The organism is Erythrobacter sp. JB1-15 (assembly GCF_057365035.1).
Genome location: NZ_CP200295.1, coordinates 357,797 through 379,154, shown reverse-complemented (window position 1 = coordinate 379,154; position 21,358 = coordinate 357,797). Strand labels below are relative to the sequence as shown.

33 protein-coding genes and 1 tRNA gene are annotated in these 21,358 nt (G+C 56.1%); 11 read left to right on the top strand and 23 right to left on the bottom strand.

The window, feature by feature from the left end; genetic code table 11:
- Window positions 1-13 precede the first annotated feature (13 nt).
- The 3 genes from virB11 (at window position 14) to AC0V6L_RS02000 (ending at window position 4,951) form a co-directional block, all read left to right on the top strand.
- On the top strand, window positions 14-1,054 hold the full coding sequence (gene virB11 / locus AC0V6L_RS02010; protein ID WP_486152656.1) for a P-type DNA transfer ATPase VirB11: 1,041 nt from the start codon (window positions 14-16) through the stop codon (window positions 1,052-1,054).
- Between the two features lie 8 nt (window positions 1,055-1,062).
- Window positions 1,063-3,231 carry an RNA degradosome polyphosphate kinase gene (locus AC0V6L_RS02005; RefSeq protein ID WP_486152654.1) on the top strand — a complete coding sequence of 723 codons (2,169 nt, stop codon included), beginning with the start codon at window positions 1,063-1,065 and terminating at the stop codon, window positions 3,229-3,231.
- A gap of 172 nt (window positions 3,232-3,403) precedes the next feature.
- Window positions 3,404-4,951, top strand: a complete 1,548-nt coding sequence (locus tag AC0V6L_RS02000; RefSeq protein WP_486152652.1) for a Ppx/GppA phosphatase family protein — start codon at window positions 3,404-3,406, stop codon at window positions 4,949-4,951.
- Between the two features lie 20 nt (window positions 4,952-4,971).
- Here the strand turns inward: AC0V6L_RS02000 and AC0V6L_RS01995 are convergent, their stop codons facing one another.
- A complete protein-coding gene (locus AC0V6L_RS01995; protein WP_486152650.1) occupies window positions 4,972-5,835 on the bottom strand; it encodes a queuosine precursor transporter in 864 nt (287 codons plus the stop codon).
- Window positions 5,836-5,895: 60 nt separating this feature from the next.
- On the opposite strand from AC0V6L_RS01995, the gene AC0V6L_RS01990 reads away from it, so the two are divergent.
- Window positions 5,896-5,972 (top strand) — tRNA-Arg (locus AC0V6L_RS01990).
- A gap of 125 nt (window positions 5,973-6,097) precedes the next feature.
- On the opposite strand, the gene AC0V6L_RS01985 is transcribed toward AC0V6L_RS01990, so the two are convergent.
- The 8 genes from AC0V6L_RS01985 to leuC all read right to left on the bottom strand — a co-directional run bounded on the left by AC0V6L_RS01985 (window position 6,098) and on the right by leuC (window position 11,563).
- A complete protein-coding gene (locus AC0V6L_RS01985) occupies window positions 6,098-6,895 on the bottom strand; it encodes an NUDIX hydrolase (RefSeq protein ID WP_486152648.1) in 798 nt (265 codons plus the stop codon).
- 323 nt (window positions 6,896-7,218) lie between these two features.
- Window positions 7,219-7,551, bottom strand: coding sequence for a Grx4 family monothiol glutaredoxin (gene grxD / locus AC0V6L_RS01980; protein ID WP_486147636.1), 333 nt, complete (start codon window positions 7,549-7,551; stop codon window positions 7,219-7,221).
- Window positions 7,552-7,596: 45 nt separating this feature from the next.
- Entirely contained in the window at window positions 7,597-7,830 is a 234-nt protein-coding gene (locus AC0V6L_RS01975) for a BolA/IbaG family iron-sulfur metabolism protein (RefSeq protein WP_486152646.1), read from the bottom strand.
- Window positions 7,831-7,834: 4 nt separating this feature from the next.
- Entirely contained in the window at window positions 7,835-8,158 is a 324-nt protein-coding gene (locus AC0V6L_RS01970) for a DUF1476 domain-containing protein (RefSeq protein WP_486147632.1), read from the bottom strand.
- Between the two features lie 102 nt (window positions 8,159-8,260).
- Window positions 8,261-9,259, bottom strand: coding sequence for an NADPH:quinone oxidoreductase family protein (locus AC0V6L_RS01965; RefSeq protein ID WP_486152644.1), 999 nt, complete (start codon window positions 9,257-9,259; stop codon window positions 8,261-8,263).
- A gap of 22 nt (window positions 9,260-9,281) precedes the next feature.
- Entirely contained in the window at window positions 9,282-9,884 is a 603-nt protein-coding gene (leuD, locus tag AC0V6L_RS01960; RefSeq protein WP_486152642.1) for a 3-isopropylmalate dehydratase small subunit, read from the bottom strand.
- Window positions 9,884-10,087 (bottom strand): isopropylmalate isomerase, encoded by a 204-nt coding sequence (locus tag AC0V6L_RS01955; RefSeq protein WP_486147626.1) that lies wholly within the window; start codon window positions 10,085-10,087, stop codon window positions 9,884-9,886. Before AC0V6L_RS01955 ends, leuD begins: the two co-directional genes overlap by 1 nt.
- A 48-nt stretch (window positions 10,088-10,135) precedes the next feature.
- Window positions 10,136-11,563 carry a 3-isopropylmalate dehydratase large subunit gene (leuC, locus tag AC0V6L_RS01950; RefSeq protein WP_486152640.1) on the bottom strand — a complete coding sequence of 476 codons (1,428 nt, stop codon included), beginning with the start codon at window positions 11,561-11,563 and terminating at the stop codon, window positions 10,136-10,138.
- Between the two features lie 226 nt (window positions 11,564-11,789).
- On the opposite strand from leuC, the gene AC0V6L_RS01945 reads away from it, so the two are divergent.
- From AC0V6L_RS01945 to AC0V6L_RS01930, 4 genes are all read left to right on the top strand, one after another.
- Window positions 11,790-12,191 carry an acyl-CoA thioesterase gene (locus AC0V6L_RS01945; RefSeq protein WP_486147622.1) on the top strand — a complete coding sequence of 134 codons (402 nt, stop codon included), beginning with the start codon at window positions 11,790-11,792 and terminating at the stop codon, window positions 12,189-12,191.
- A gap of 63 nt (window positions 12,192-12,254) precedes the next feature.
- Window positions 12,255-13,046, top strand: a complete 792-nt coding sequence (locus AC0V6L_RS01940) for a fatty acid desaturase (protein WP_486152638.1) — start codon at window positions 12,255-12,257, stop codon at window positions 13,044-13,046.
- Window positions 13,043-13,543, top strand: coding sequence for a sterol desaturase family protein (locus AC0V6L_RS01935; protein WP_486152635.1), 501 nt, complete (start codon window positions 13,043-13,045; stop codon window positions 13,541-13,543). The genes AC0V6L_RS01940 and AC0V6L_RS01935 overlap by 4 nt, the downstream gene beginning before the upstream one ends.
- 120 nt (window positions 13,544-13,663) lie before the next feature.
- Window positions 13,664-13,900 (top strand): hypothetical protein, encoded by a 237-nt coding sequence (locus AC0V6L_RS01930; RefSeq protein ID WP_486152634.1) that lies wholly within the window; start codon window positions 13,664-13,666, stop codon window positions 13,898-13,900.
- Between the two features lie 42 nt (window positions 13,901-13,942).
- Here the strand turns inward: AC0V6L_RS01930 and AC0V6L_RS01925 are convergent, their stop codons facing one another.
- Genes AC0V6L_RS01925 through AC0V6L_RS01860 form a run of 14 tightly spaced genes read right to left on the bottom strand, consistent with a single transcriptional unit; the run spans window position 13,943 to window position 19,074 of the window.
- On the bottom strand, window positions 13,943-14,350 hold the full coding sequence (locus tag AC0V6L_RS01925) for a SufE family protein (RefSeq protein ID WP_486152632.1): 408 nt from the start codon (window positions 14,348-14,350) through the stop codon (window positions 13,943-13,945).
- 53 nt (window positions 14,351-14,403) lie between these two features.
- A complete protein-coding gene (locus AC0V6L_RS01920; RefSeq protein WP_486147612.1) occupies window positions 14,404-14,649 on the bottom strand; it encodes a hypothetical protein in 246 nt (81 codons plus the stop codon).
- The gene (locus AC0V6L_RS01915; protein ID WP_486147610.1) at window positions 14,646-14,960 is read right to left on the bottom strand and encodes a hypothetical protein; all 315 of its coding nucleotides are present in this window, start codon (window positions 14,958-14,960) and stop codon (window positions 14,646-14,648) included. The genes AC0V6L_RS01920 and AC0V6L_RS01915 overlap by 4 nt, the downstream gene beginning before the upstream one ends.
- Window positions 14,961-14,964: 4 nt before the next feature.
- Window positions 14,965-15,270 (bottom strand): hypothetical protein, encoded by a 306-nt coding sequence (locus tag AC0V6L_RS01910; RefSeq protein WP_486152630.1) that lies wholly within the window; start codon window positions 15,268-15,270, stop codon window positions 14,965-14,967.
- On the bottom strand, window positions 15,267-15,572 hold the full coding sequence (locus tag AC0V6L_RS01905) for a hypothetical protein (protein WP_486152628.1): 306 nt from the start codon (window positions 15,570-15,572) through the stop codon (window positions 15,267-15,269). The genes AC0V6L_RS01910 and AC0V6L_RS01905 overlap by 4 nt, the downstream gene beginning before the upstream one ends.
- Window positions 15,572-15,850, bottom strand: coding sequence for a hypothetical protein (locus AC0V6L_RS01900; RefSeq protein ID WP_486152626.1), 279 nt, complete (start codon window positions 15,848-15,850; stop codon window positions 15,572-15,574). Before AC0V6L_RS01900 ends, AC0V6L_RS01905 begins: the two co-directional genes overlap by 1 nt.
- A complete protein-coding gene (locus AC0V6L_RS01895) occupies window positions 15,850-16,230 on the bottom strand; it encodes a hypothetical protein (protein ID WP_486152624.1) in 381 nt (126 codons plus the stop codon). The genes AC0V6L_RS01900 and AC0V6L_RS01895 overlap by 1 nt, the downstream gene beginning before the upstream one ends.
- Window positions 16,227-16,574 carry a hypothetical protein gene (locus tag AC0V6L_RS01890; protein ID WP_486152622.1) on the bottom strand — a complete coding sequence of 116 codons (348 nt, stop codon included), beginning with the start codon at window positions 16,572-16,574 and terminating at the stop codon, window positions 16,227-16,229. The genes AC0V6L_RS01895 and AC0V6L_RS01890 overlap by 4 nt, the downstream gene beginning before the upstream one ends.
- Complete coding sequence (locus AC0V6L_RS01885) at window positions 16,574-16,888, bottom strand: hypothetical protein (protein WP_486152620.1); 315 nt, start codon at window positions 16,886-16,888, stop codon at window positions 16,574-16,576. The genes AC0V6L_RS01890 and AC0V6L_RS01885 overlap by 1 nt, the downstream gene beginning before the upstream one ends.
- Window positions 16,889-16,914: 26 nt before the next feature.
- Window positions 16,915-17,181 carry a hypothetical protein gene (locus AC0V6L_RS01880; RefSeq protein ID WP_486152618.1) on the bottom strand — a complete coding sequence of 89 codons (267 nt, stop codon included), beginning with the start codon at window positions 17,179-17,181 and terminating at the stop codon, window positions 16,915-16,917.
- Window positions 17,182-17,206: 25 nt separating this feature from the next.
- Window positions 17,207-17,587: an envelope stress response membrane protein PspC gene (gene pspC / locus AC0V6L_RS01875; protein ID WP_486152616.1), complete on the bottom strand. Its 381-nt coding sequence runs from the start codon at window positions 17,585-17,587 to the stop codon at window positions 17,207-17,209.
- Window positions 17,584-17,886, bottom strand: a complete 303-nt coding sequence (gene pspB / locus AC0V6L_RS01870; RefSeq protein WP_486152614.1) for an envelope stress response membrane protein PspB — start codon at window positions 17,884-17,886, stop codon at window positions 17,584-17,586. The genes pspC and pspB overlap by 4 nt, the downstream gene beginning before the upstream one ends.
- Window positions 17,887-17,889: 3 nt before the next feature.
- Window positions 17,890-18,843 carry a phage shock protein PspA gene (gene pspA, locus AC0V6L_RS01865; RefSeq protein WP_486152612.1) on the bottom strand — a complete coding sequence of 318 codons (954 nt, stop codon included), beginning with the start codon at window positions 18,841-18,843 and terminating at the stop codon, window positions 17,890-17,892.
- Between the two features lie 12 nt (window positions 18,844-18,855).
- Window positions 18,856-19,074, bottom strand: a complete 219-nt coding sequence (locus AC0V6L_RS01860; RefSeq protein WP_486152610.1) for a hypothetical protein — start codon at window positions 19,072-19,074, stop codon at window positions 18,856-18,858.
- Between the two features lie 192 nt (window positions 19,075-19,266).
- Between AC0V6L_RS01860 and pspF the strand changes: the two genes are divergently transcribed.
- The 3 genes from pspF to AC0V6L_RS01845 all read left to right on the top strand — a co-directional run bounded on the left by pspF (window position 19,267) and on the right by AC0V6L_RS01845 (window position 21,298).
- On the top strand, window positions 19,267-20,322 hold the full coding sequence (gene pspF, locus AC0V6L_RS01855; protein WP_486152608.1) for a phage shock protein operon transcriptional activator: 1,056 nt from the start codon (window positions 19,267-19,269) through the stop codon (window positions 20,320-20,322).
- Window positions 20,323-20,476: 154 nt separating this feature from the next.
- Entirely contained in the window at window positions 20,477-20,761 is a 285-nt protein-coding gene (locus AC0V6L_RS01850; protein ID WP_486152606.1) for a hypothetical protein, read from the top strand.
- Window positions 20,762-20,866: 105 nt separating this feature from the next.
- Window positions 20,867-21,298: a PilZ domain-containing protein gene (locus tag AC0V6L_RS01845; RefSeq protein WP_486152604.1), complete on the top strand. Its 432-nt coding sequence runs from the start codon at window positions 20,867-20,869 to the stop codon at window positions 21,296-21,298.
- Window positions 21,299-21,358: the final 60 nt, after the last annotated feature.

Below are 21,358 nucleotides of genomic sequence, written 5' to 3'. Positions count from 1 at the left end.
CGCAACTGACGCCATGACAGCAGACATTCACCCTTTGACCAGCGGCACTTCCTCAGAGACGATCGGCGATACAGCGCCTGTGCCCGAGGAACGCAGCGTCTATCTTGATGCCTATCTCGCCCCGTTCAAACGATGGCTTGACCGCGACACGGTGACAGAAATCATGGTCAATGGCCCTGGTGAGGTTTGGATCGAAGATGCCTCAGACCCCGGCATCAAGCGTATTGAAACCCCCGAAATTGATGACCGTCTGGTCCAGCGGCTTGCCGAACAGGTTGCGCGTGTCAGCCATCAGGGGATCAACCGCGAACATCCCCTGCTTGGGGCGACTTTGCCTGCCACGGGAAAAGAGGGCGGCGCCCGGATCCAGTTTTGCGGACCGCCTGCCAGCCGGAAACACTGGGTGATGGCGATCCGCCGCCATCGCAGGCTTGATCTGCCATTGGATGCCTATGACGCAGGCCCGCTTACCAGCGAAACCGAAATCGCGATGCCTGATCCGCAGATGGAGCCGATCGGCTATTTGCGCAAAGCCATCCAGAACCGCCGCACAATTCTCATATCGGGCGGCACCAGCACGGGTAAGACGACGTTCTTGAACGCAATGCTCGGCGAAATTCCGCAGGCAGAACGTGTCATCATGGTCGAAGACACGCCCGAATTGAAATATCCCGGCGACAATTCGGTTGGCCTTGTCGCTGTTAAAGGCGAACTTGGCGAAGCAAAGGTCACCGCGAACGAATTGTTGCAGGCCGCCCTGCGCCTGCGCCCTGATCGCATTGTGCTGGGCGAATTGCGCGGGGCAGAGAGCGTTTCGTTCTTACGCGCGATCAACACCGGCCATCCCGGCAGTTTTTCGACGATCCATGCAAACTCGCTTCGAGGCGCTTTGGAACAATTGTCGCTGATGGTGATGCAGACAGGCATTGGGCTTACCCGGTCTGATACCATTGCCTATGCAGCCAGCGTGATTGATGTGATTGTGCAATTGGGCCGCGATGCCAATGGCAAGCGCGGGATCACGCAAATCGCAGACAGCCGCTCTTTGGTGTGAGCAAATCAGTGGCCAAGAAGAAAAACGCCGAAACCCCTCGCGCCGCGCCATCTGCATCCGAGGCGATGTATTTCAATCGCGAATTGTCCTGGCTTTCGTTTAATGAGCGCGTTCTGGCAGAAGCGCGCAACGAACAATATCCGCTGCTTGAGCGGCTGCGGTTTCTGTCCATTTCGGGCAGCAATCTCGATGAATTTATGATGATCCGTGTGGCCGGGCTGGTTGGCCAGGTGCAGCGCGGGATTGGCAAACCTTCGATTGACGGTCGCACTCCATCACAGCAACTCAAAGCCATTCGTGAAAAATTGAGCGAATTGTCCGATGCTCAGCAGCAAATCTGGCGTGATCTGCATAACAGGCTGGGTAAGGCTGACATCCACGTCACCGATGAAGAACGTCTGCAACCCCAGGCCCACGATTGGCTTAAGGCGTTCTTTCTTGAAGAAATCTTGCCCGTCATAACCCCGCAGGCGCTCGATCCGGCGCACCCTTTCCCGTTCGTGCAAAACGAAGGGATGGGCCTGTTGTTTACGCTGACCCGTGACGCGGACAGCGAAGAGATCATCGAGATGATCCTAATCCCCAGCGCGCTGCCCCGCTTCGTCCGGGTGCCCAGCGATATTGGCGGACCCGATGAAGCGATCTACATCTCCATCGCCAGCCTTATTCAGCGTTATGCGCACAAATTGTTTCCCGGCTTCACAATCGAAGGCGATGGCCTGTTCCGTGTGCTGCGCGACAGCGATATCGAGATTGAGGAAGAAGCCGAGGATCTGGTGCGCACCTTCCGCAGCGCGATTCAGCGACGCCGCCGGGGCCAGGTGATCCAGCTCGAACTCGAAGAGGATTTCCACCCAGAGGCGGAAAAAATCCTGTTGGAACAATTGGGTGTCCACGAGGCGGCGGTGATCAAAACCGATGGGATGATCGGGGTTGATGGCCTTGCCGAAATTGTCAGCGAAGATCGCCCCGACCTCAAATTTGACAGCTATTCCCCGCGCTATCCCGAACGCGTGCGCGAACATGATGGCGATCTGTTTTCCGCGATTGGCGAAAAAGACATCATCATCCAGCACCCTTATGAAAGTTTCGAGGTGGTGGTCGACTTTATCCGGCAGGCCGCCGCCGATCCGGATGTGGTTGCGATCAAACAGACGCTGTACCGCGCAGGCACGCAATCAGCGGTTATCAACGCGCTGATCGAAGCGGCTGAAAACGGCAAATCGGTCACCGCTGTGGTCGAATTAAAAGCGCGCTTTGATGAGGAGCAGAACCTCAAATGGGCGACCAAGCTTGAACGCGCGGGAGTGCAAGTGATCTATGGTTTCACCGATTGGAAAACCCACGCAAAAGTCGCGATGGTTGTGCGCCGCGAGGATTCCAGTTTTCGCACATATTGCCATTTCGGCACTGGCAATTATCACCCCGTCACTGCCAAGATTTACACCGATCTGTCCTTCTTTACCGCCGATCCCAAACTGGGCCGGGATGCAGCCAAGATGATGAATTTCGTCACTGGTTATGTTGAACCGCACGGGCTCGAATTGATCAGCATCGCGCCGCTTGATCTGCGCGCCGAATTGTATCGCCGCATCGAAAAAGAGATCGACAATGCAGGCAAAGGCAAGCCCGCAGCGATCTGGATGAAAGCCAATCAGATCACCGATTCCGGAATTATCGACATGCTGTATGCCGCCAGCAGTGCAGGCGTAAAAATCGAATTGGTGTGCCGCGGCATTTGCTGCCTTCGCCCCGGCGTGCCGGGTCTTTCCGAAAATATCCGGGTGAAGTCGATCATCGGACGGTTTCTGGAACACAGCCGCATTTATGCTTTCGCCAATGGCCATGCGATGCCCAGTTCGGCAGCGGCGGTGTTTATTTCCTCTGCCGATTTGATGGGCCGCAATCTGGATCGCCGGGTGGAATCGCTCATTCCCATCCAGAACCGCACCGTGCACGATCAGATTTTGCAGCAGGTTTTGCTCGCCAATATGCTTGATACTGAACAAAGCTGGTGGCTGAATTCCGATGGAACCTATTCACGCGCTGAAACGCAGGGTAAGCCTTTCAATTGTCATCGATACTTTATGACAAACCCATCTTTGTCGGGCCGCGGCGGCGCATCGGAGGCTGGGGGTGTCCCCAAATTGTCGTTGCGCAAGGGCGGGTCGAGCTAGGCCCTGCCAGCAAATGGAGTGCGGATCATGGTTGACCCCAAACGATTGCAGTCAAGAAGCGAGCGCAGGTGCATAGCGGTGGCTATGAGCCAAACGAGCGACGCTGAATGCGAGCACTTGGGGCCGCGCCATGACGGCACCCCATTTGCTGGCAGGGCCTAGGCAGCGATATATGAGCTTGAAAAGACGGCGAGGGGATCGCGAAGGGGCCTTTTCAGGACTTCTGCCAGAGCGCGCGATTATCGACATTGGTTCCAATACAGTGCGGCTGGTGGTGTATGGCGGAACGATGCGCGCGCCCACAGTGCTGCTCAACGAAAAAGTCACGGCGAAACTCGGCCGGGATATTGGGCGAACAGGCGCGCTGGCCGATGAGGCGGTCGCGCTGGCGATGCGCGGTCTTTCACGCTTTGTCTTGATGCTGAGCGATTTGGGAGTGAACACCATTGAATGCGTCGCAACCGCTGCCGTGCGCGATGCCTCCAATGGTCCGGAATTCGTCAAAGGTCTAAAAGAGTTAGGGCTGAAACCGCGCATTCTTTCTGGAGAGGAAGAAGGCAAAATCAGCGCATCGGGCGTCTTGGGGGCCTTTCCCAAAGCAGACGGCATTGTCGCTGATCTTGGCGGGGGCAGTCTGGAGCTGGCTGCAATATCAGGCGGCAAAGCCATTTCTGCCCAAACATTGCCATTGGGCACTTTGCGCTTGCCCGATCACCGCGGCGATGACCCTAAAGACATGTTTTCAAGCCTTGAAAAAGCGCTCAAGAAAAGCGGCTGGGATAAGGCAGGTGACGGCAAGCAAGATGCGGCGCATCTGTATCTGGTGGGCGGCACATGGCGTGCAATGGCGGTTTACGCAATGCAGGAACAGGGCCATCCGTTGAGTGACCCGCACGGATTTGGCGGATCGCGCAAAGCCGCAGAAGCTTTGGCGCAGGCGCTTGCAAAAGAGGACAAGGACAGCCTGAAGGCGCGGGCGCGCATTTCGTCTATGCGCGCTGAAAAGCTGCCTGATGCTGCGATATTGCTGCGCGCTTTGCTAGCCCGGCTGGGGCCGGATCGGATTACCTTTTCATCCTGGGGCCTGCGCGAAGGGTTGTTGTTCGATGGCCTGCCGCCAGAGGCGAAAGCGCAAGATCCTCTGCTGGCCGGGATTTCGGTGTTCGCCAGCCAGCGCGGCGCGCCCGCTATGCTCGCCGCTCAAATGGCGGGTTGGACAGTGCGCGCCGCGCCAGCCGAAGGCAAAGGCGGCGAAAGGCTGCGGCTGGCGGCGACAATGCTGGCGCTTGCCAGCATGCAGATAGAGCCGAACATTCGGATGCATCAGGCGATGGATTGGGCTTTGCACAAACGCTGGATTGCGATTGACGGGGAAGGGCGCGCCATGCTGGCCGCTGCAATTGCCGCCAATGGCAACCAGCTGGATCTGCCCGAAGAAGTGCGCGCTCTAGCCAGCAAGGATGTGTTGGAAGAGGCGATCTGTTGGGGGTTGGCGATCAGGCTTGCTCGCCGATTGGGTGCGCGCTCAAGGCGGTCTTTGCAGGTCAGCCGCTTGCGCGTCAAAAAGGGCGATTTGGTGCTGCGCCTTGCGCAAAGCCACGAGGCATTGTTCGGAGCGCCGGTTGAAAAAGATATGAAGCTGCTATCAGCGCGCCTTGGACTGGATTGGCGCGTGGATATCGTGGCCGACGATAAGCTTGGGATTGCCCCAGAGGATTGATGCCTGCAGGCCTCGCGCGCTTACGTTTTGCTCGAAAAAGGCGAAAAATCGGTGTCCATGTCAAACAGATCGACCCCTTCGGCTTTCTTCAACCGGCCCACCACGAAATAGGTGACAGGGGTTAGAGCGGCTTCCCAGATAACTTTCAGCGCCCAATTGGTGATCATCACAGTGACAACCAGTTCCGTGGTCCAGATGCCGTAAAACGCGATGGGGTAAAAGATAAGGCTATCCACGCCTTGCCCCACCACGGTCGAGCCGATTGTGCGGCTCCACAAGGCTTTGCCTTTGGTCCAGACTTTCATCTTGGCCATGACATAGGAATTGACGAATTCGCCAGCCCAGAATGCGACTATGGAAGCAACGACGATGCGCCAGGCATTGCCGAAAACTGACACATAGGTTTCCTGACAGATCTGCCCCGTGGACATTTGCGCCCCGTCACGCGTCACCAGCGGGCCTTGGCCGTCAAACCCGCTTGCCGCGCACGACCAGCCATCAAACGGCGGCAGCGCGACCACGACATAGCTCATAAAGGCGAGGAAGATCATGGCGGCAAAGCCAGTCCAGATCACTCGCCGCGCGCGGGCAAATCCGTAAATTTCAGTGAGGACATCGCCGATCACATAGCCAAGCGGGAAGAACAGGATCCCTGCGCCGTAGATCAGCATCCCATCTGGCGCGGGCCACATCCCTTCGGGCCAAAAGGGGACAGGGATAAAGGTCGTCTTGGCAGCGCCAATGATATTGGAGAGCAGCAGGATGGCAACGAAAGCCGCCATGACAAACTCATAATATTTGAAAGTGACAGGCGCGCGCGATGTCGCAGCGATCCCATCACCCGGATCGGTGTCGAATTCTAAGGCTGGATCACTCTTGTCCATAGCTGCGCGCCTTAGCGGCATTTGAATGCTTGCGAAAGCGCGCTATTGGCTTTGCGGCGCGCGCCCTTAGCTCATCTGGATAGAGCGCGAGACTTCTAATCTTGAGGCAGCAGGTTCGAGTCCTGCAGGGCGCGCCATTTTCACTTCGTTCAAATATCCACGCCCTCGTTGTAGGTGGTTCGAGCTTACGCTCGTTGGGCGCGCCAACTTACCTGATCACGTACTGGATCGGGCCAGACCTGACATAGCGTCGTTGCCCCGGTTACCCCCGTGCAACTGTTTCCAACGATTCCGCGGTCACAGGATAGCCAGCGTCCTGCATTATCGTGAGCATGGTTTCGCCTCCCTTCGTATCAATTTTTGGGACAATGGTCTTCACCGGGATCGCCTCTGCTTGAGCGCGGGCTTCGTCAAAACTGGCAAACAAGGCAAGGCGTTCCAGATTACGGCGCGTGGGAAAGATCAGTTTGATGTCGCCTTTGGCAGCAAGATCGAGCGCGCCTTGTGCGCTGACCCAGAACAGCTTGGTGTTTTCTGAATTGATCGAGACATCCACATCGCCCGTGCCCAGATTGGCCAGATAAAAGCGCGTATCGTAAATGCGGCTGAGCTTTTCGTTCTTGGGAAACCACCGCGCAAATGGGACGATCTGGGGCAGGTCCAATTGCCAATCAAACGCTTCCAGAACAGGCGCGAGAGCCCCTTTTTCTTCCAGCATGGCGCGCGCTATTGCAGCCTTTTCGGCGGTGATTTCGCCGGTCAATCCTAATGCAAGGCCAGTTTCTTCGAGCGTTTCGCGGACCGCAGCGATCTGATGCGCGGCTTCGTCCGGGGGCGGTGCGCTGGCATCTGCGGCGGACACAGTTTCGCCCAAGGCAAAATCTGCCGTATCGACCCGTCCACCGGGAAACACCGCCATGCCGCCAGCAAAGGACATAGTGCGCGATCGCACCGTCATCAGGATTTCGGGCGGACCACCTTCAGCAGATGCGCGAAAGATGATGATGGTGGCAGCCGGGATGGCTTCGGGCGATTCTGGAGCGGTTGCGGAAGCTGTCATGCGCCCTGTGTTGCCCGGTGCTGGCCCGCTTGCCAAGAGGCTGGCCGATCCATTCGGCGTAACATCGCTCTGCCCAAAGGCTGGCTGTGTCGGTCCAGTTTACATTTGGCACTATGGTAAATGGGTCTTAACCACCGAAACCCGCACAAATGCGCGGGCGGCCATTTTTGGCACGCTCAATGCATAGTCTATAACAGCTCCGAATGGTCTTCGAGCAGAGACGAACCTTCTCCTGGTCTCTAGGTTCAGTCTCCCCGATATAAAAAAAACCGCCTTGCGTTGGTCTGCAAGGCGGTTTTTTTGTGCGCGAGTGGTGCGCGAATTTATGTTTCGGCTTTTTTGACGCCAGATGCGTCCATCATCTGCTTCAATTCCCCCGCTTCAAACATTTCCATCATAATGTCTGATCCGCCGACAAATTCGCCTTTAACGTAAAGCTGCGGGATCGTCGGCCAGTCTGAGAATGTTTTGATGCCCTGACGGATTTCCATATCCTGCAAAACGTCGACGCTTTCATAGGCAACCCCGCAATGATCGAGGATCGCTACCGCGCGGCTGGAAAAGCCGCATTGCGGAAACAAAGGTGTGCCTTTCATAAACAGGACAACATCGTTGTCGCTTACAAGGCTTGAAATGCGGGCGTCGGTGTCAGCCATAAAAGAGGCCTCTTTCAATTTTTGAACAGGAATATGCGTTGGGTGTTACGTGGGAACGCGCGTGGAAACTTGCAAGGCGTGCAATTCCCCGCCCATCTTGTCACCAAAGGCGGCATAGACCATTTTGTGCTGAGCAATGCGTGTTTTGCCCGCAAATTGCGGCGCTGTGACCACCGCTGCCCAATGATCGTTATCGCCCGCCAGATCGGTCAATTCAACTGCCGCGCCGGGCAATTCCGCCTGGATCGCAGCGATGATATCGTCGCCTTTCATCGGCATCGGATCAGCTATCGCCTAGCAATTGTCGGCGCGCTTCGATGGCGAATTCTTCCAGCTTTGCGCGGATATCGGCATCGGAGATATTGGTATCGGCAGCGGTAAGATCGCCCAAAAGCTTGCGGATGACGTCTTCATCGCCTGCTTCTTCAAAATCGGCCTGCACAACCGCTTTTTTATAGGCGTCGGCCTCTTCTTCGGTGAGGTTCATTTCCGCTGCTGCCCATTCGCCAAGCAAACGATTGCGGCGCGCTGCGACTTTGAAAGCGGTTTCACTGTCGAGTGCAAATTTGGCTTCTTCAGCGCGTTGGCGGTCGTTAAAATCTGTCATCTGTCCCTCCGATGAGTATTGCTGGGGAGATAGGGAGCGGATCGGCGCGCGGCAAGCGTCAAACGCCGATATCACATGCCCCGATCAAACGCATATGCCCTATCAATCCATCGTGACGACCAGTTTGCCGACGGCCTCGCGGTTTTCCAGCTTGGCAATCGCATCGCCCGCGCGTTCCAGAGGGAAGGTTTCGGACACCAGTGGATCGATTTTGCCATCCTTCATAAGGGCAAACAGCTCTTTCACTTGTTCGACGAACTTTGCAGGTTCCCGCGCAGTGAACGCGCCCCAGAACACACCGCAAATATCGCAGGATTTCAGCAGCGTGAGATTGAGCGGCATTTTCGCGATACCGGCGGGGAAACCAACGACGAGAAACTTCCCTTCCCACGCGATGGAGCGCAAAGCAGGTTCAGAATATTGGCCGCCAACAATGTCATAGACGATGTTTGCGCCATTGGGCCCGCAGGCGGCTTTGAAAGCGCTGGCGAGCTCTTTGGATGCAGCTTTGTCCATGTCCTCGCGCGGATAAATCACCACATCATCCGCGCCAGCCTTGCGTGCAATGTCTGCTTTGGCCTCAGAGGAAACCGCCGCCACAACGCGCGCGCCATAGGCTTTTGCAAGTTCCACTGCTGAAAGTCCAACTCCGCCGGCCGCGCCAAGGATAAGCACGACATCGCCTTCCTTAATGTGTCCGCGATCCTTAAAGCCGTGAATGGTGGTGCCATAGGTCATCAAAAGCGAGGCGGCTTTTTCAAAAGGCACGCCTTCGGGGATCGGGAAAAGCCTGCCATCAGGAACAATCGCTTTTTCGCGAAGACCGCCATTGCCAAGCATGCCGATAACCCGGTCGCCGGGCTTGCAGCTGGTGACCCCATCGCCAACGGCTTCGACCACGCCTGCAATTTCGCCGCCGGGGGAATAGGGGCGTTCGGGTTTGAACTGGTACAAATCGCGGATCATCAAAGTGTCAGGATAATTGATCGCGCACGCTTTGACCGTCACCAGCACTTCGCCTTTGCCGGGGGAGGGGGCCTCTATCTCATCAAGCGTGAGTGTTTCAGGCCCGCCAATTTCATGCGTGCGGATGGCTTTCATTGATGTCTCTCCCAGTGGAATTTCAGATCGCGGTGCCGCGCGTCATCCAGCTTTGACTGGATGCTCGGCGCATTTCATATGCGCTGATCGCTTGCCCGCGTTCCATGGTGAGTGCAACCTCATCAAGCCCGCCAAGCAGGCAGTGTTTGCGAAAAGGGTCGATTTCAAAGGAAAAGCGATCCTGAAACTGGGTCGTAACAGTCTGCGCCTCAAGGTCGATATGGATCGGATCGCCAGCTTTCGCGACTTCCATCAGACGGTCAATCGCCGATTGATTGAGCACCACAGGCAAGATACCGTTTTTCACCGCATTGCCTGAGAAAATGTCGGAAAAGCTGGGTGCGACAACCACGCGGATGCCCATATCGCCAATCGCCCAGGCCGCGTGTTCGCGGCTTGAGCCGCAACCGAAATTGTCGCCTGCAATCAGGATTGGCGCGCCTGCAAAAGCCGGATCATCGAACACATTATCAGGATCATTGGCGCGAATGGTTTCAAACGCGCCTTTGCCGAGCCCTTCGCGCGTGATCGTTTTGAGCCATTTCGACGCGATGATGACATCTGTGTCGATGTTCTTGGCGCCAAAGGGGATGGCGTTGCCTGATACGGTTGAAAGCGGTTCCATCAATCAGTCTCGGGTTTCTCGCCGGATGGCACGGTTTTGGGCGGTTCCTCCGCGCCCGCCTTTTTGGAGCGCCGGTTCACGTAAAGCAAAGCAGCAGCAATCGCAGCGGATCCAATGGTCGCAGCCGCACCTATAGCCGCGTTGCGGGCCGTGGTGGATTTGTTTGAGGATTGGGGTTCGTCGTCAGAGGTTTTGTCAGTCATGCCATTCTCAATGCGGTGCGTTTATTCCGAATACAAGGCGGCATGCGGTTAAAGTGTGCGCACATCGGTCAGCCTGCCTGCAACAGCGGCTGCGGCGGCCATGGCGGGAGACACCAGATGTGTGCGCGCGCCTGGCCCCTGCCGGCCTACAAAATTGCGGTTTGAAGTTGAGGCGCAGCGTTCGCCAGCGGGGATTTTGTCAGGATTCATGCCAAGACATGCCGAGCATCCCGGCTCGCGCCATTCAAAACCTGCTTCGGTGAAGATTTTATCCAGACCTTCCTCTTCGGCCTGACGTTTCACCAGTCCCGATCCCGGCACCACAATCGCCCAGCGGACAGTGTCTGCCTTTTTGCGGCCCTTGAGCACTTCGGCTGCGCTGCGAAGATCTTCGATGCGGCTGTTGGTGCAGCTGCCGATAAAGATGTTTTCAATTGGGATTTCGGTGACAGGCGTGCCTGCTTCAAGCCCCATATAGTCGAGGCTTTTTTGCGCAGCAGTTTGCTTGGTTTCGTCCGCAAAGCTGGACGGCATAGGGACCGCCCCGCCAACCGGCACGACATCTTCGGGACTGGTGCCCCATGTCACAGTCGGCGCAATCTGCGCCGCATCGAAAACCACCGATTTATCGAAAACGGCACCAGGATCGGAGTGTAGCGTTTTCCAATACGCCACTGCCTCTTCCCAGTCGGCACCTTGCGGGGCCATGGGGCGGCCTTTGAGATAAGCAAATACGGTTTCATCGGGTGCGATCAACCCAGCACGCGCGCCGGCCTCAATACTCATATTGCACACGGTCAGACGCTGCTCGACGCTCATTTGTTCAAACACCGGTCCGCGATATTCGATGACATAGCCTGTGCCGCCAGCAGCGCCGATCTCGCCAATGATATGCAGGATAAGATCTTTGGCTGTAACGCCGGGGCCAAGCGTTCCTTCAACGCGCACTTCCATGGATTTGGACTGTTGCAGCAGCAAAGTTTGTGTGGCGAGCACATGCTCAACTTCGCTTGTGCCGATACCAAAAGCGAGCGCGCCAAGGCCGCCATGCGATGCCGTGTGCGAATCCCCGCATACTATTGTGGTTCCGGGCAGCGAAAAGCCCTGCTCCGGCCCAACCACGTGCACAATTCCCTGCTCTGCGTCTGCATCACCGATATAGCGAATGCCAAAGGCAGGCGCATTGCGTTCAAGCGCTTCCAATTGCAGCGCGCTTTGCGGGTCAGCGATCGGCACCCGCGCGCCTGAAGCATTTCGCCGTGCGGTCGTGGGCAGGTTGTGATCGGGCACAGCAAGCGTGAGTTCCGGGCGGCGCACGGGGCGGCCCGCAAGACGCAGTGCGTCGAACGCCTGCGGACTGGTCACCTCATGCACCAGATGCCTGTCGATATAGATCAAGGATGTGCCATCATCGCGGGTTTCCACGATGTGAGCATCCCAGATTTTTTCGTAAAGTGTGCGTGGCTGTTTAGTCATGGCATTGCGCTAATCCGGTGCCGCTAGCCTTGCAAGGCTTGGCGATCAGAATTGACCGCGTGGCAGATTCTCTTGTGATTTGAAGCAAGCGTGGACGCGCAAGAAATGATGCCTTGCCATGCCCTAACGGAACCCGCGTCATTTTGGCCACGATTGGGCTTAAATCCGCTCCAATACCCACCCTATGCGGGTTGGATTTTAAGGTGTTTGGGAATATGTAATCCGCATGCCCGCCGCGTCCCATATACACCCGATTAACATCATCCCTGAAGACATTGATTTCATGGGGCATGTGAACAATGCACGCTATCTAAACTGGGTGCAGGATGCGGTGCTTTCGCATTGGAACAAACTGGCTCCCGCTGATGATGTCGCGTCCAAAGCCTGGGTCGCGTTGAAGCATGAAATTACCTACCGCAAGCCAGCCTTTCTTGACGATGATGTGATCGCGCAAACCGTGCTGGAACGGTATAATGGTGCACGCGCATTTTATCACACAGTGATCCGCCGCGGCGAAGATGTGCTGGCCGAGGTTCAATCAAGCTGGTGCTGCATTGATGCAGAGACATTGCGCCCGGCGCGCATTGGCGAACATCTGCGCGAGTTTTTCTTCCCCGAAGGCGAATGATCCAGCGCTAAGGCAAATGCTCTATACGCACCCTTGCTGGCACGGTATGCGTATATCCAGCAGATGACCCAAGGTTTCACTCTCCCGCCTCGCAGCACCCAGCGCGTGATTGGACTGGCGCTGGCCGCTATGATTGCGGGCTCTTGGCTTGGCATTCATTTTTACGCGATGTTTGTGTTCGAGCTGAGCTGGTCTAGCTGGCCATTCGCGCTTCTCATGGCGACTGTGCAGATATGGCTTTCAGTGGGAGTTTTCATTGTCTGTCATGATGCGATGCATGGCACCCTTGCGCCGGGCAGGCCGCGGATCAATGCCGCGATCGGCGCTGTTCTTTTGATGCTATATGCCGGGTTTAACTGGCGCACTTTGCGCGATGCCCATTTCACGCATCACAAATTGTCAGGCCATGCAGGCGATCCCGATTTTGACGAGAGCAATCCGGGGCATTTTCTCAAATGGTATTGGACGTTCTTCAAACGCTATTTCGGGTGGCAATCCTTAGTGTTCGTGCACACGGTGGTGGTGATCTATTTGTTTGTCTTTGATATTTCGTTCCTGAAAATCTTCGTGCTGTATGGAGCGCCAGCGCTGTTGTCCTCGCTCCAGCTGTTTTATTTCGGCACCTACCGCCCGCACCATCAGGCAGAGGGACACCCCTTTGCTGACAAACACAATGCGCGCAGCAATGATTTTGGCGTTCTGGCGAGCCTCTTCACCTGTTTCCATTTTGGCTATCACCTCGAACATCACCGCAAACCCGATGTACCTTGGTGGGCTCTTCCCGCTGCGAAAAGGGCAGGGGTGGGAGCTGTCTTGGAAAGCTCTGCCGATGCGAGTAAAGAGGCCGCAGCATGACGTGGTTTGAAGTGTTCCTCACTGTAATGTCCTCCCTTATCGGGATGGAGCTTTTTGCGTGGTGGGCGCACAAATACATCATGCATGGCTGGGGTTGGGGATGGCACCGTGACCATCACGAACCGCACGATCATATGTTTGAGAAGAACGACCTGTTCGCCGTCGTCTTTGGCACGATCAACGCTGCGATGTATATTTACGGCTCGCTGTATTGGGATTGGCTGTGGTGGTTTGCTGTCGGCATCACGTTGTACGGTGTGATCTATACGCTCGTTCATGACGGGCTGGTGCATCAGCGCTATTGGAAATGGGTCCCGAAAAAGGGATATGCCAAACGCCTGGTGCAGGCGCACAAGCTGCATCACGCCACTATCGGCAAAGAAGGCGGGGTCAGCTTTGGTTTCGTCTTCGCGCGCGATCCGCAGGTCTTGAAGAAAGAGCTGAAACAGCAGCGTGAGGCAGGTGTGGCCGTGGTGCGCGAAAGCGCAAGCGGGTGAAATCAGATGACAGACCCGCACAATATTAGCGGTCGGTGGACCGGGACCTTCAAATTCTTCGCTTCACAAGATATCGGGGAATGGCCTTTTAAAGCCAGGCTCTCAGTCAATGGTGACCGGGTGACTGGCATCGTTGTTGAACCCCACTTGAGCGGCAATGGGGACATAAAGGCCGAGCTCGAAGGCGCTGTAGATGGCCGATCTATAAGCTTTTCAAAGCGCTATAAATCCGAAAGCGAAGATTATATGCGCGAAGTTCAATATGATGGATTGGCCGCAGATGATGGGTTGTCAATCACAGGCACTTGGAGACATTCCGACAATAGCGGCGAGTTTCGAATGGACAAAGTTGTCTAGGCAAACAATTGCTTGGGCAAGTTGCCACGATAAAGACTTGCCTTAGTCTGCCGCCAGCCGCGCAGCATGTTCCTTAACCAGCGCGATCATATTGGGCACGCCCTGAGTGCGATTACTTGACAGCTGGCTTTTCAAATCAAACGGCTCGAGCGCGGCGACCACGTCCATCTCTGCCACTTCGTCTGCGGGCCTGTCTTGAACCGCCGAGATCACCAGCGCGACGATCCCTTTGGTGATCGCGGCATTGCTGTCTGCGAGGAAGTGGAGTTTGTCGGTTTGCTCGGCTGGGTATACCCATACAGCCGCCGAACACCCGCGCACCAAAGTCGCATCGGTTTTAAGCGCATCGGGCATATCTTCCAGATCGCGGCCAAGCTCGATCAGCAGGCGGTATCGTTCATCGCCTTCGAGAAAATCATATTCTTCGAAGATGTCTTCAAGAGTTCGCATGCGCCGCCATGTAGGGGGCGCAAATGCATTTGCCTAGCTTGGCGGCTTAAGAATTAAAGCTCAACCCCGCTGGCAATCGCTTCGAGTTTTTTGATGCGCTCTTTGAGGTCAGCAAGCTCGATCCGCGCGGCTCCCACCCCGGTATTGCGTTCGATCTCGCGGCCTGAGGCATGTCCATCACGCGCCATCTCTTCGCGCTTCAGGTCAAGCCAACCCTGCCAAGCGCGCAGCAGACAAACCGACAGCAAAGCCAGTCCCAGCAAGCTGGCGGCAGAGATTGTGATAACCGGGTCCATCATTTGTCTATGTCCTCCGTCTTGGTGGAAGAGCGCCGGGCAATATCGCCGCGCAGGGATTCAATTTCAGCAGCAATGCGCTGGGCTTTGCGTGCTTCTGCACTGTTTTCAGATGTCGCAATGCGTTCGAGCACTTGCACCCGTTCGCGCAAAGCCGCGAGCTCTTCTGCTTCAACCGCCTCATCGTTGTCGCTGGCGGTCTGATAAAGCGCATGCTCCAGATGCTCGATCCGGTCGATCAGCCGATTGCTGCGCCCGCGCTCGCGAAAATAGAGCGCGACAAAAACAAGCAGGGGGATGAACAGCCAATACATCAAACTATGCTTTTCTCTCGTTTAGAACCGCCGATGAGCTGTCCAGAATTTCGATGCCTAATGTTTCGGTCTCTTTGGTGATCTGGCCCTGGGTTTGAAGCAAAGCAGAACCCTGAACGGTGTTGTGATCTTTCAAAACCGCGGCAATTTCCTTCAGATCGGCTTCGATGTGGTCCCAACTTTCGCTCTGGCGCCGCAACCGCTCGTGTTTGTAGTCAAGCACACGCTTGGCGACGGCATAGAAAGTGTAACTTATGATACCAGTCATCAGCACCAGCGCGAGCAGTTTGATTTCGATGTCAGGGATCATGAGCGCTGCCCTTGTTTGTCGCTCGTAGTCCGCAAAGCTTCGATCTCGCTGGCGATGCGGGCTTGTTCGCGCGCATCGAGCGTGTTGTTATCGGTTGCAATGCGTTCGAGCACTTTGACCCGTTCGCGCAAGGCTTCAATCTCGCGGCGCGCATCTTCGATGGCGGAGTGGTTTTCGGCTGGATTGACCTGCGCCAAGGTTTCATTGCCATCTTCATCCGTAACAATCCCGGCGCGCGCTTTGGCTACCTGAACTCCGCCCCAAATGATGATGGCAATAACAACGACAAATTCCCAACCCATCAGTTCAAACTCCCTTGCCTGTTTTCATCGCGCAAAGCTTCGATTTCATCTGCCAAGCCAATTGATCGGTCCGTCGCGATGCGTTCGAGCACGCGCACGCGTTCTTCGAGATCAGTATTGGCTTCGAGATCAGCATTGGCCACGCTATCGATTGCTTTGCGGCTCGCTTTGGACTTGCTGCGCTTCATCGCGATGAAGACCGCGCCGCCTGTAAGAACCACTGCCAAGCCGACCATCTGGACCGCGTCGAACATCAATTGGGTGTCAGGTCCAAACATTACGCGCTGCCTTCATCCTTGCGGTGTTCCAGAGCGCGGTCGCGCACGGAATCTCTGAGCGCATCAATTTCGCTGCTGAGCGTGTAGCCGCCATCGGTCACGATCCGTTCGACATTCGCGAGCCGGTCTTTCATCGATCCCACTTCCGCGCGCAATTCGGCATTTTCCTGGGTGAGAAGAGTGATGCGCTGCTTTGCTTCGTTATCGGTTGTGGGCTTCAAGGATTGGCCCCACATCCCTTCGAGCGGATAGCCGTGCTTTATCTTGAGCCGGGTGGTGTGAATCCACCCAAGGGTTCCCGCCGCACCCACCGCGAGCGCGCCGCCAATAATCCAGGGAAGGTGCGGAATAATGGTCGCTGCTGCATCCACGCCGCTCATGACTGAGTTTCCTTCTTATTGAGGTTCAAAGGCACGCCGTTATCGGTTTGCTTGGCTGGCACATCGCGCAGGGCTTCGATTTCATCTGAAAGACTATAACCACGGTCCGTCACGATCTTCTCGAGCACAACCATCCGGTCCTGCATGGAATCGAGCTTGTCATTCAGTTCGCGATTTTCAGCCTTCAGGCGCTGGTTTTCTTGGGTGTCGGTCTTTTCTGTTTTGCCGCCCCACTCGTCTTCAAGGGCATAGCCATGTTTGGCTCGGATCCAGTTGTTGATGATCCACCCGCCCATGCTCAGAGCGATAATCCCCATGACAAATTCAGGGCTACCAAAATCCATCACGCTTTCTCCGTTGAGCCGATATTGAGAGGTATGCCAGAGCCGCTATCTTCGACTTCTTTGATGTCGCGCAAAGCTTCGATTTGCGTTGCAACATCATATCCGCGATCGGTGACGATGCGTTCAAGCACCTGGACACGGTCTTCGAGCTTGCCGACTTGCGCGGCGTATTGAGCAGCCTTTTCAGCGGTGTTGTTGGCTAACGATTCTGATTGAACCTTAGCGAGCTTTTCTTTGTGGTTCGTCCAAACTCCAAAGAAACCCAATAAAATACCCAGTATCGGTATCATCACACCAAAATATTCAATTCCCATCGGTTCAGTCCCTCAAGTTCGTGTGATTACCGTAAGTTTTCGATTTCCCGCGCGGTGCGTTCGGCGGGATCGGTGGCGATCCTTTCGAGCACTGCGATACGGTCTTTCATGTGGTCGATTGTCTCTTTCAGGTCCGAGTTTTCATTCGTGAGTTGCTGGCTTTCACCCGCATGCTTAAACTTCAGCTCGGCCATCTCCTTGCGGTGATCGAGGATGGTGTGAACCACGCCCCAGATGGCTGATCCTCCGAATGTGAGGATCATGATGCCAGCGCCAATCATCCAACCTTCCATAAAATGTCTCCTAAACCTTGGCCGACTACCGCAGCCGCTCGATTTCGGCGGTCAGGCGGGTGTTGGTGTTGACGTAATGCGTCTCCACATCGGCCAGCCTGCGGTCGATGTCGCGGAACCGGGCACGGATTTCGCGCGCGGTGCGTTTCGGACTTTGGCGCACACCTTGCCAATATTTAGCTTCGGCTTTGTCGGTGTAGAGGTGCGGCGGCTTCTTGTTTAAAACGAAACCAGCGATGATATAGGCAACCGGAAGGATGGGGCCGAGCGCCAATATTGTAAGGCCAACTGCACCTGCGCGAACCCAAAAACGTTTTATCCCTGTGTATTCTGCAATGCCTGCGCATACGCCCAAAATCTTGGCGTTGTGACTGTCGCGGTAAAGAGTGGTGCGGGGGGTGTTCACGCGCTGGTTCCTTTCTTTTCGGCCATCATCTGCTCAAGTTCGCGCAGCTGCTGGTTGTCGGCATCCTGGTCTGCCTGGAGGCGTTTGACAGGATTGTAAGTTGGGTCATCCACGGCAACGAGCCGCTCGACCGTGTCCATCCGCTCATCAAGGCGTTTGGCGAGGTTGTAGAGTTCTTCCAGCAGCACTTCGTCATCGGTCGTGATGGAGCCGCCGGTTTTCCATTTCGTAACGTAATGCAGGATGAGCCAAGGAAGGCCGATCACGACCATTGGGACGATTATGATAGCTTCACTCACGATTTACTCCCCTTTCGCATCAGGTTTGCCGAGCGCTTTTTTCATCGCGGCAAGTTCATCATCAATCGCATCGGCCCCTTCGAGAGCGGCGATTTCGTCGGACAGTGACGGCGTTTTACCCTCAGCAATGCCCATCGCATCGGCGCGGCCTTCGGCGTAATCGACCCTGCGTTCGAGCTGGTCGAATTTCGACAAAGCTTCATCCGTGCGTTCCGTGCTCATCAAAGTGCGCAGTTTCACGCGGTTTTCCGCGCTTTCGAGGCGAGCCGCGATTTGCGTCTGGCGGCTGCGTGCCTCGCGCAGGCGATGCTGCAGTTTCTGGATGTCTTCTTCGTAAGCGCGCAAAGCATCATCAAGAACCGCGATTTCGGCGCGCAATTGATCGCCCATGCCGCTGGCCTTTTTCTTTTCAACCAGAGCCGCGCGGGCCAGATCTTCGCGTTCTTTGGACAGGGCAAGCTGCGCTTTATCGGCCCAGTCAGCCTCCAGCTTATCCAGCTTCACCACATGGCGATGCATTTCTTTCTGGTCAGCAATGGTGCGCGCCGCACTTGCGCGAACTTCAACGAGTGTTTCCTCCATTTCGAGGATGATCATCCGGATCATCTTCGAAGGATCATCCGCTTTATCCAGCATGTCGTTGAAATTGGCAGCGATAATATCGCGAGTGCGGCTAAAAATGCCCATAAAGGCTACTCCATCTAGAAACGGGTTGGTGCGGGTCTCGCGCTTTTCAGTTTCGCGGGACTCGCGTGAATATGCCCTGTTAGATTGCGTCGGAGTGGGGCTGGTGCGCAAGGCTTCTATTTCGTCATCCAATCTTGAAGAGCGTTTGAACGGGGTCAGTTCAGTGCTGGTGGGGTGGGCCGAAGCGGTGTCGCTTGATGCGAAAGATGCGGGGTCACCTTTGGCATCGCGCTTCGGCCCTGTGGGGTTGGGGGTAGTGGGTTTGGTCATTGCAGCGCTCGCTTACGCGATTTCGATCAGTGCGGGGGTGTCCGCTTGCTGGTGAAACAAGGCGGCACCGGCACTGCCCGGCATGGGGTCGGCATGAACTTGCGAGGACAGGATTACCATTGCGGACATCGCGGCAATGCTGGCAAGCGATGCGGCGCCGAGTTTGCTCGACCAAAAGCTGGCTGGCTTTGCTGTGTTTGGTCCAGTGTTTTGTGTCGTGCGAGTTTGCATGGGATGGCCCCTTGGTTGAATGTTTGCGCCCTTGCGGGCTTCTCCCATCACTTTGCAACCGGCGTGCCAAACTTGAAAACTGGCAGAATTTCGCCAGTTTTGAGCCAACCCCCAGCCATCATATTGGTTTCTATTGCCAAGCATTGGGGTTTTTCACTATAGGTTGGTGTGTAACGCGAATTGGGGTGAAGAATGGAGCGCGAAAACCAGTTTATTGGCCAATCTGGCGCGTTCCTTGACGCGGTTGAGCGCGCCAGCCGCGCTGCCCCGATGAGCCGGCCCGTGCTGGTTATCGGCGAACGCGGGACAGGCAAGGAATTGATTGCAGAACGTCTTCACCGCCTGTCCGCGCGCTGGGGTGAGCCCTTGGTCACGATGAATTGCGCGGCTTTGCCTGAAACTTTGATTGAGGCCGAATTGTTTGGCCATGAAGCGGGCGCGTTCACAGGCGCGACCAAAGCGCGCGCGGGGCGATTTGAGGAAGCCGATCAGGGGACTTTGTTCCTTGATGAACTGGGCACATTGTCGATGGGCGCTCAGGAACGCTTGCTGCGCGCGGTTGAATATGGCGAGGTCACACGGATCGGCGCATCGCGCCCTGTTCGCGTCGATGTGCGCATTGTTGCGGCCACCAATGATGATTTGCCCGCTTTGGCCAAAAGCGGCGAATTTCGCGCGGACCTGCTTGACCGATTAAGCTTTGAAGTCATCACCTTGCCGCCTTTGCGCGTGCGCGAAGGGGATGTGGCAGTGCTAGCCGAATATTTCGGGCGGCGCATGGCGGCAGAGCTTGATTGGCACGGCTGGCCGGGATTTGCACCCCACGTCAACGCTCAGCTTGAGGATTACGCCTGGCCCGGTAATGTGCGCGAATTAAGAAATGTGGTCGAGCGCGCGGTCTATCGCTGGGATGATTTCGATAGCCCTATTGCGCATGTCCAATTTGACCCGTTTGACAGCCCATGGAAACCGGCCGCTCCATCGCACAGGCGTTCTGACCATGCTTCGGCGGCGAGTGCGCCCAGCGTTGCGGGTCCGGCCCAACCGCCTCCAGCGGCTTTGGATTTTGAGCAGATCGATGACCTGCGCGCTGCGGTGGAAGGGCATGAACGCGCAATAGTCGAACACGCATTGGGCAAGCATCGCTGGAACCAGCGCCAGACCGCGAAGGCATTGGGGCTTTCCTACGATCAGCTGCGTCACGCGATTAAGAAGCATGGATTGATGGAAGAAGCCAGCGAAGGCTAGCGTTCACAATCAACCGGGGCTTTTGATTGTGGGGGTCAAGGCCGGTTCCTAACCGCTTGTTTACCCATCGCGGTGTAGCAATTTTCGCAGGGTATTGTGGTAACACGTAAGACTGGGGAATATCCGTGCGACTTTTTTTGATTTGCTGGACAATATGACCAACACGGTTCGGGTCATTGCCGGCCTGTTTATCCTGTGCATGTTTGGTTTTGGTCTGATGATGACGCTGGGCGCAACTTATGTTGCTCCTACAGCTATAGAAGGCATGGCCGAAAAAGCGATTGAGGCCAATGAACGCCAGATGCAGGCGGCGGTTGAAGCGAACCGCGACAGGGAATTGGCAAAAGACGGCTGGGGCTATGGTTCTGGCGGCGAAGCTGAAGGTGCTGAACAAAGCGCTCGCGCAGGTCGCAGAGGCGATGGCTGGGGCAACGAATAAGGTCTGGTGCGCTAAGGCCAGGCTCGCGGGCCTCGCTGGTCCACGTAGAAACGCTTACCCGTTTGCCGGGCTGCGCTAACCATTACGCTTTATGGCCCTGCAACTATGCCTGGGTCAGCCAATCCCGATTGCGAACCGGAAAGCACATCATCTGGTCAGCCCTTTACCGGGCGGCGCGGCGCGGCGCGCTTGCGGTTGTCGCTGCCCGCGCGCTTGCAAACCATGTATGATACTAGGCGCTGCGTACTTCTTGATCTGTCCCGGACGGGCGCACAGCTTGGAGTTGAAAAGCCCTTGCGCAACGGCGAAAGCGCCATTCTGGAACTGGCTGTCCCTGATTTTCGCGATATAGATCAGTTTGGCACCGTTGTCAGACAATCAGAAAGCGATACGGGCAAGCTGATTGGTCTGAAATTCGAAACGCCTTTGAGGGACGCGGATATTCTGGCTGTCCGGCGCCTGCACGATAACTATGCTGCCGATAAACGGCAAAGCCTGCGAGCAGAGGTGCGCGCCTGGGTCTCTGGCGCAGTATAGCATCACAGGCTTGCCGGTTTGTTTTGCTTTCGCTCTTGAAAGGCTTGCAAACTTCGTAGG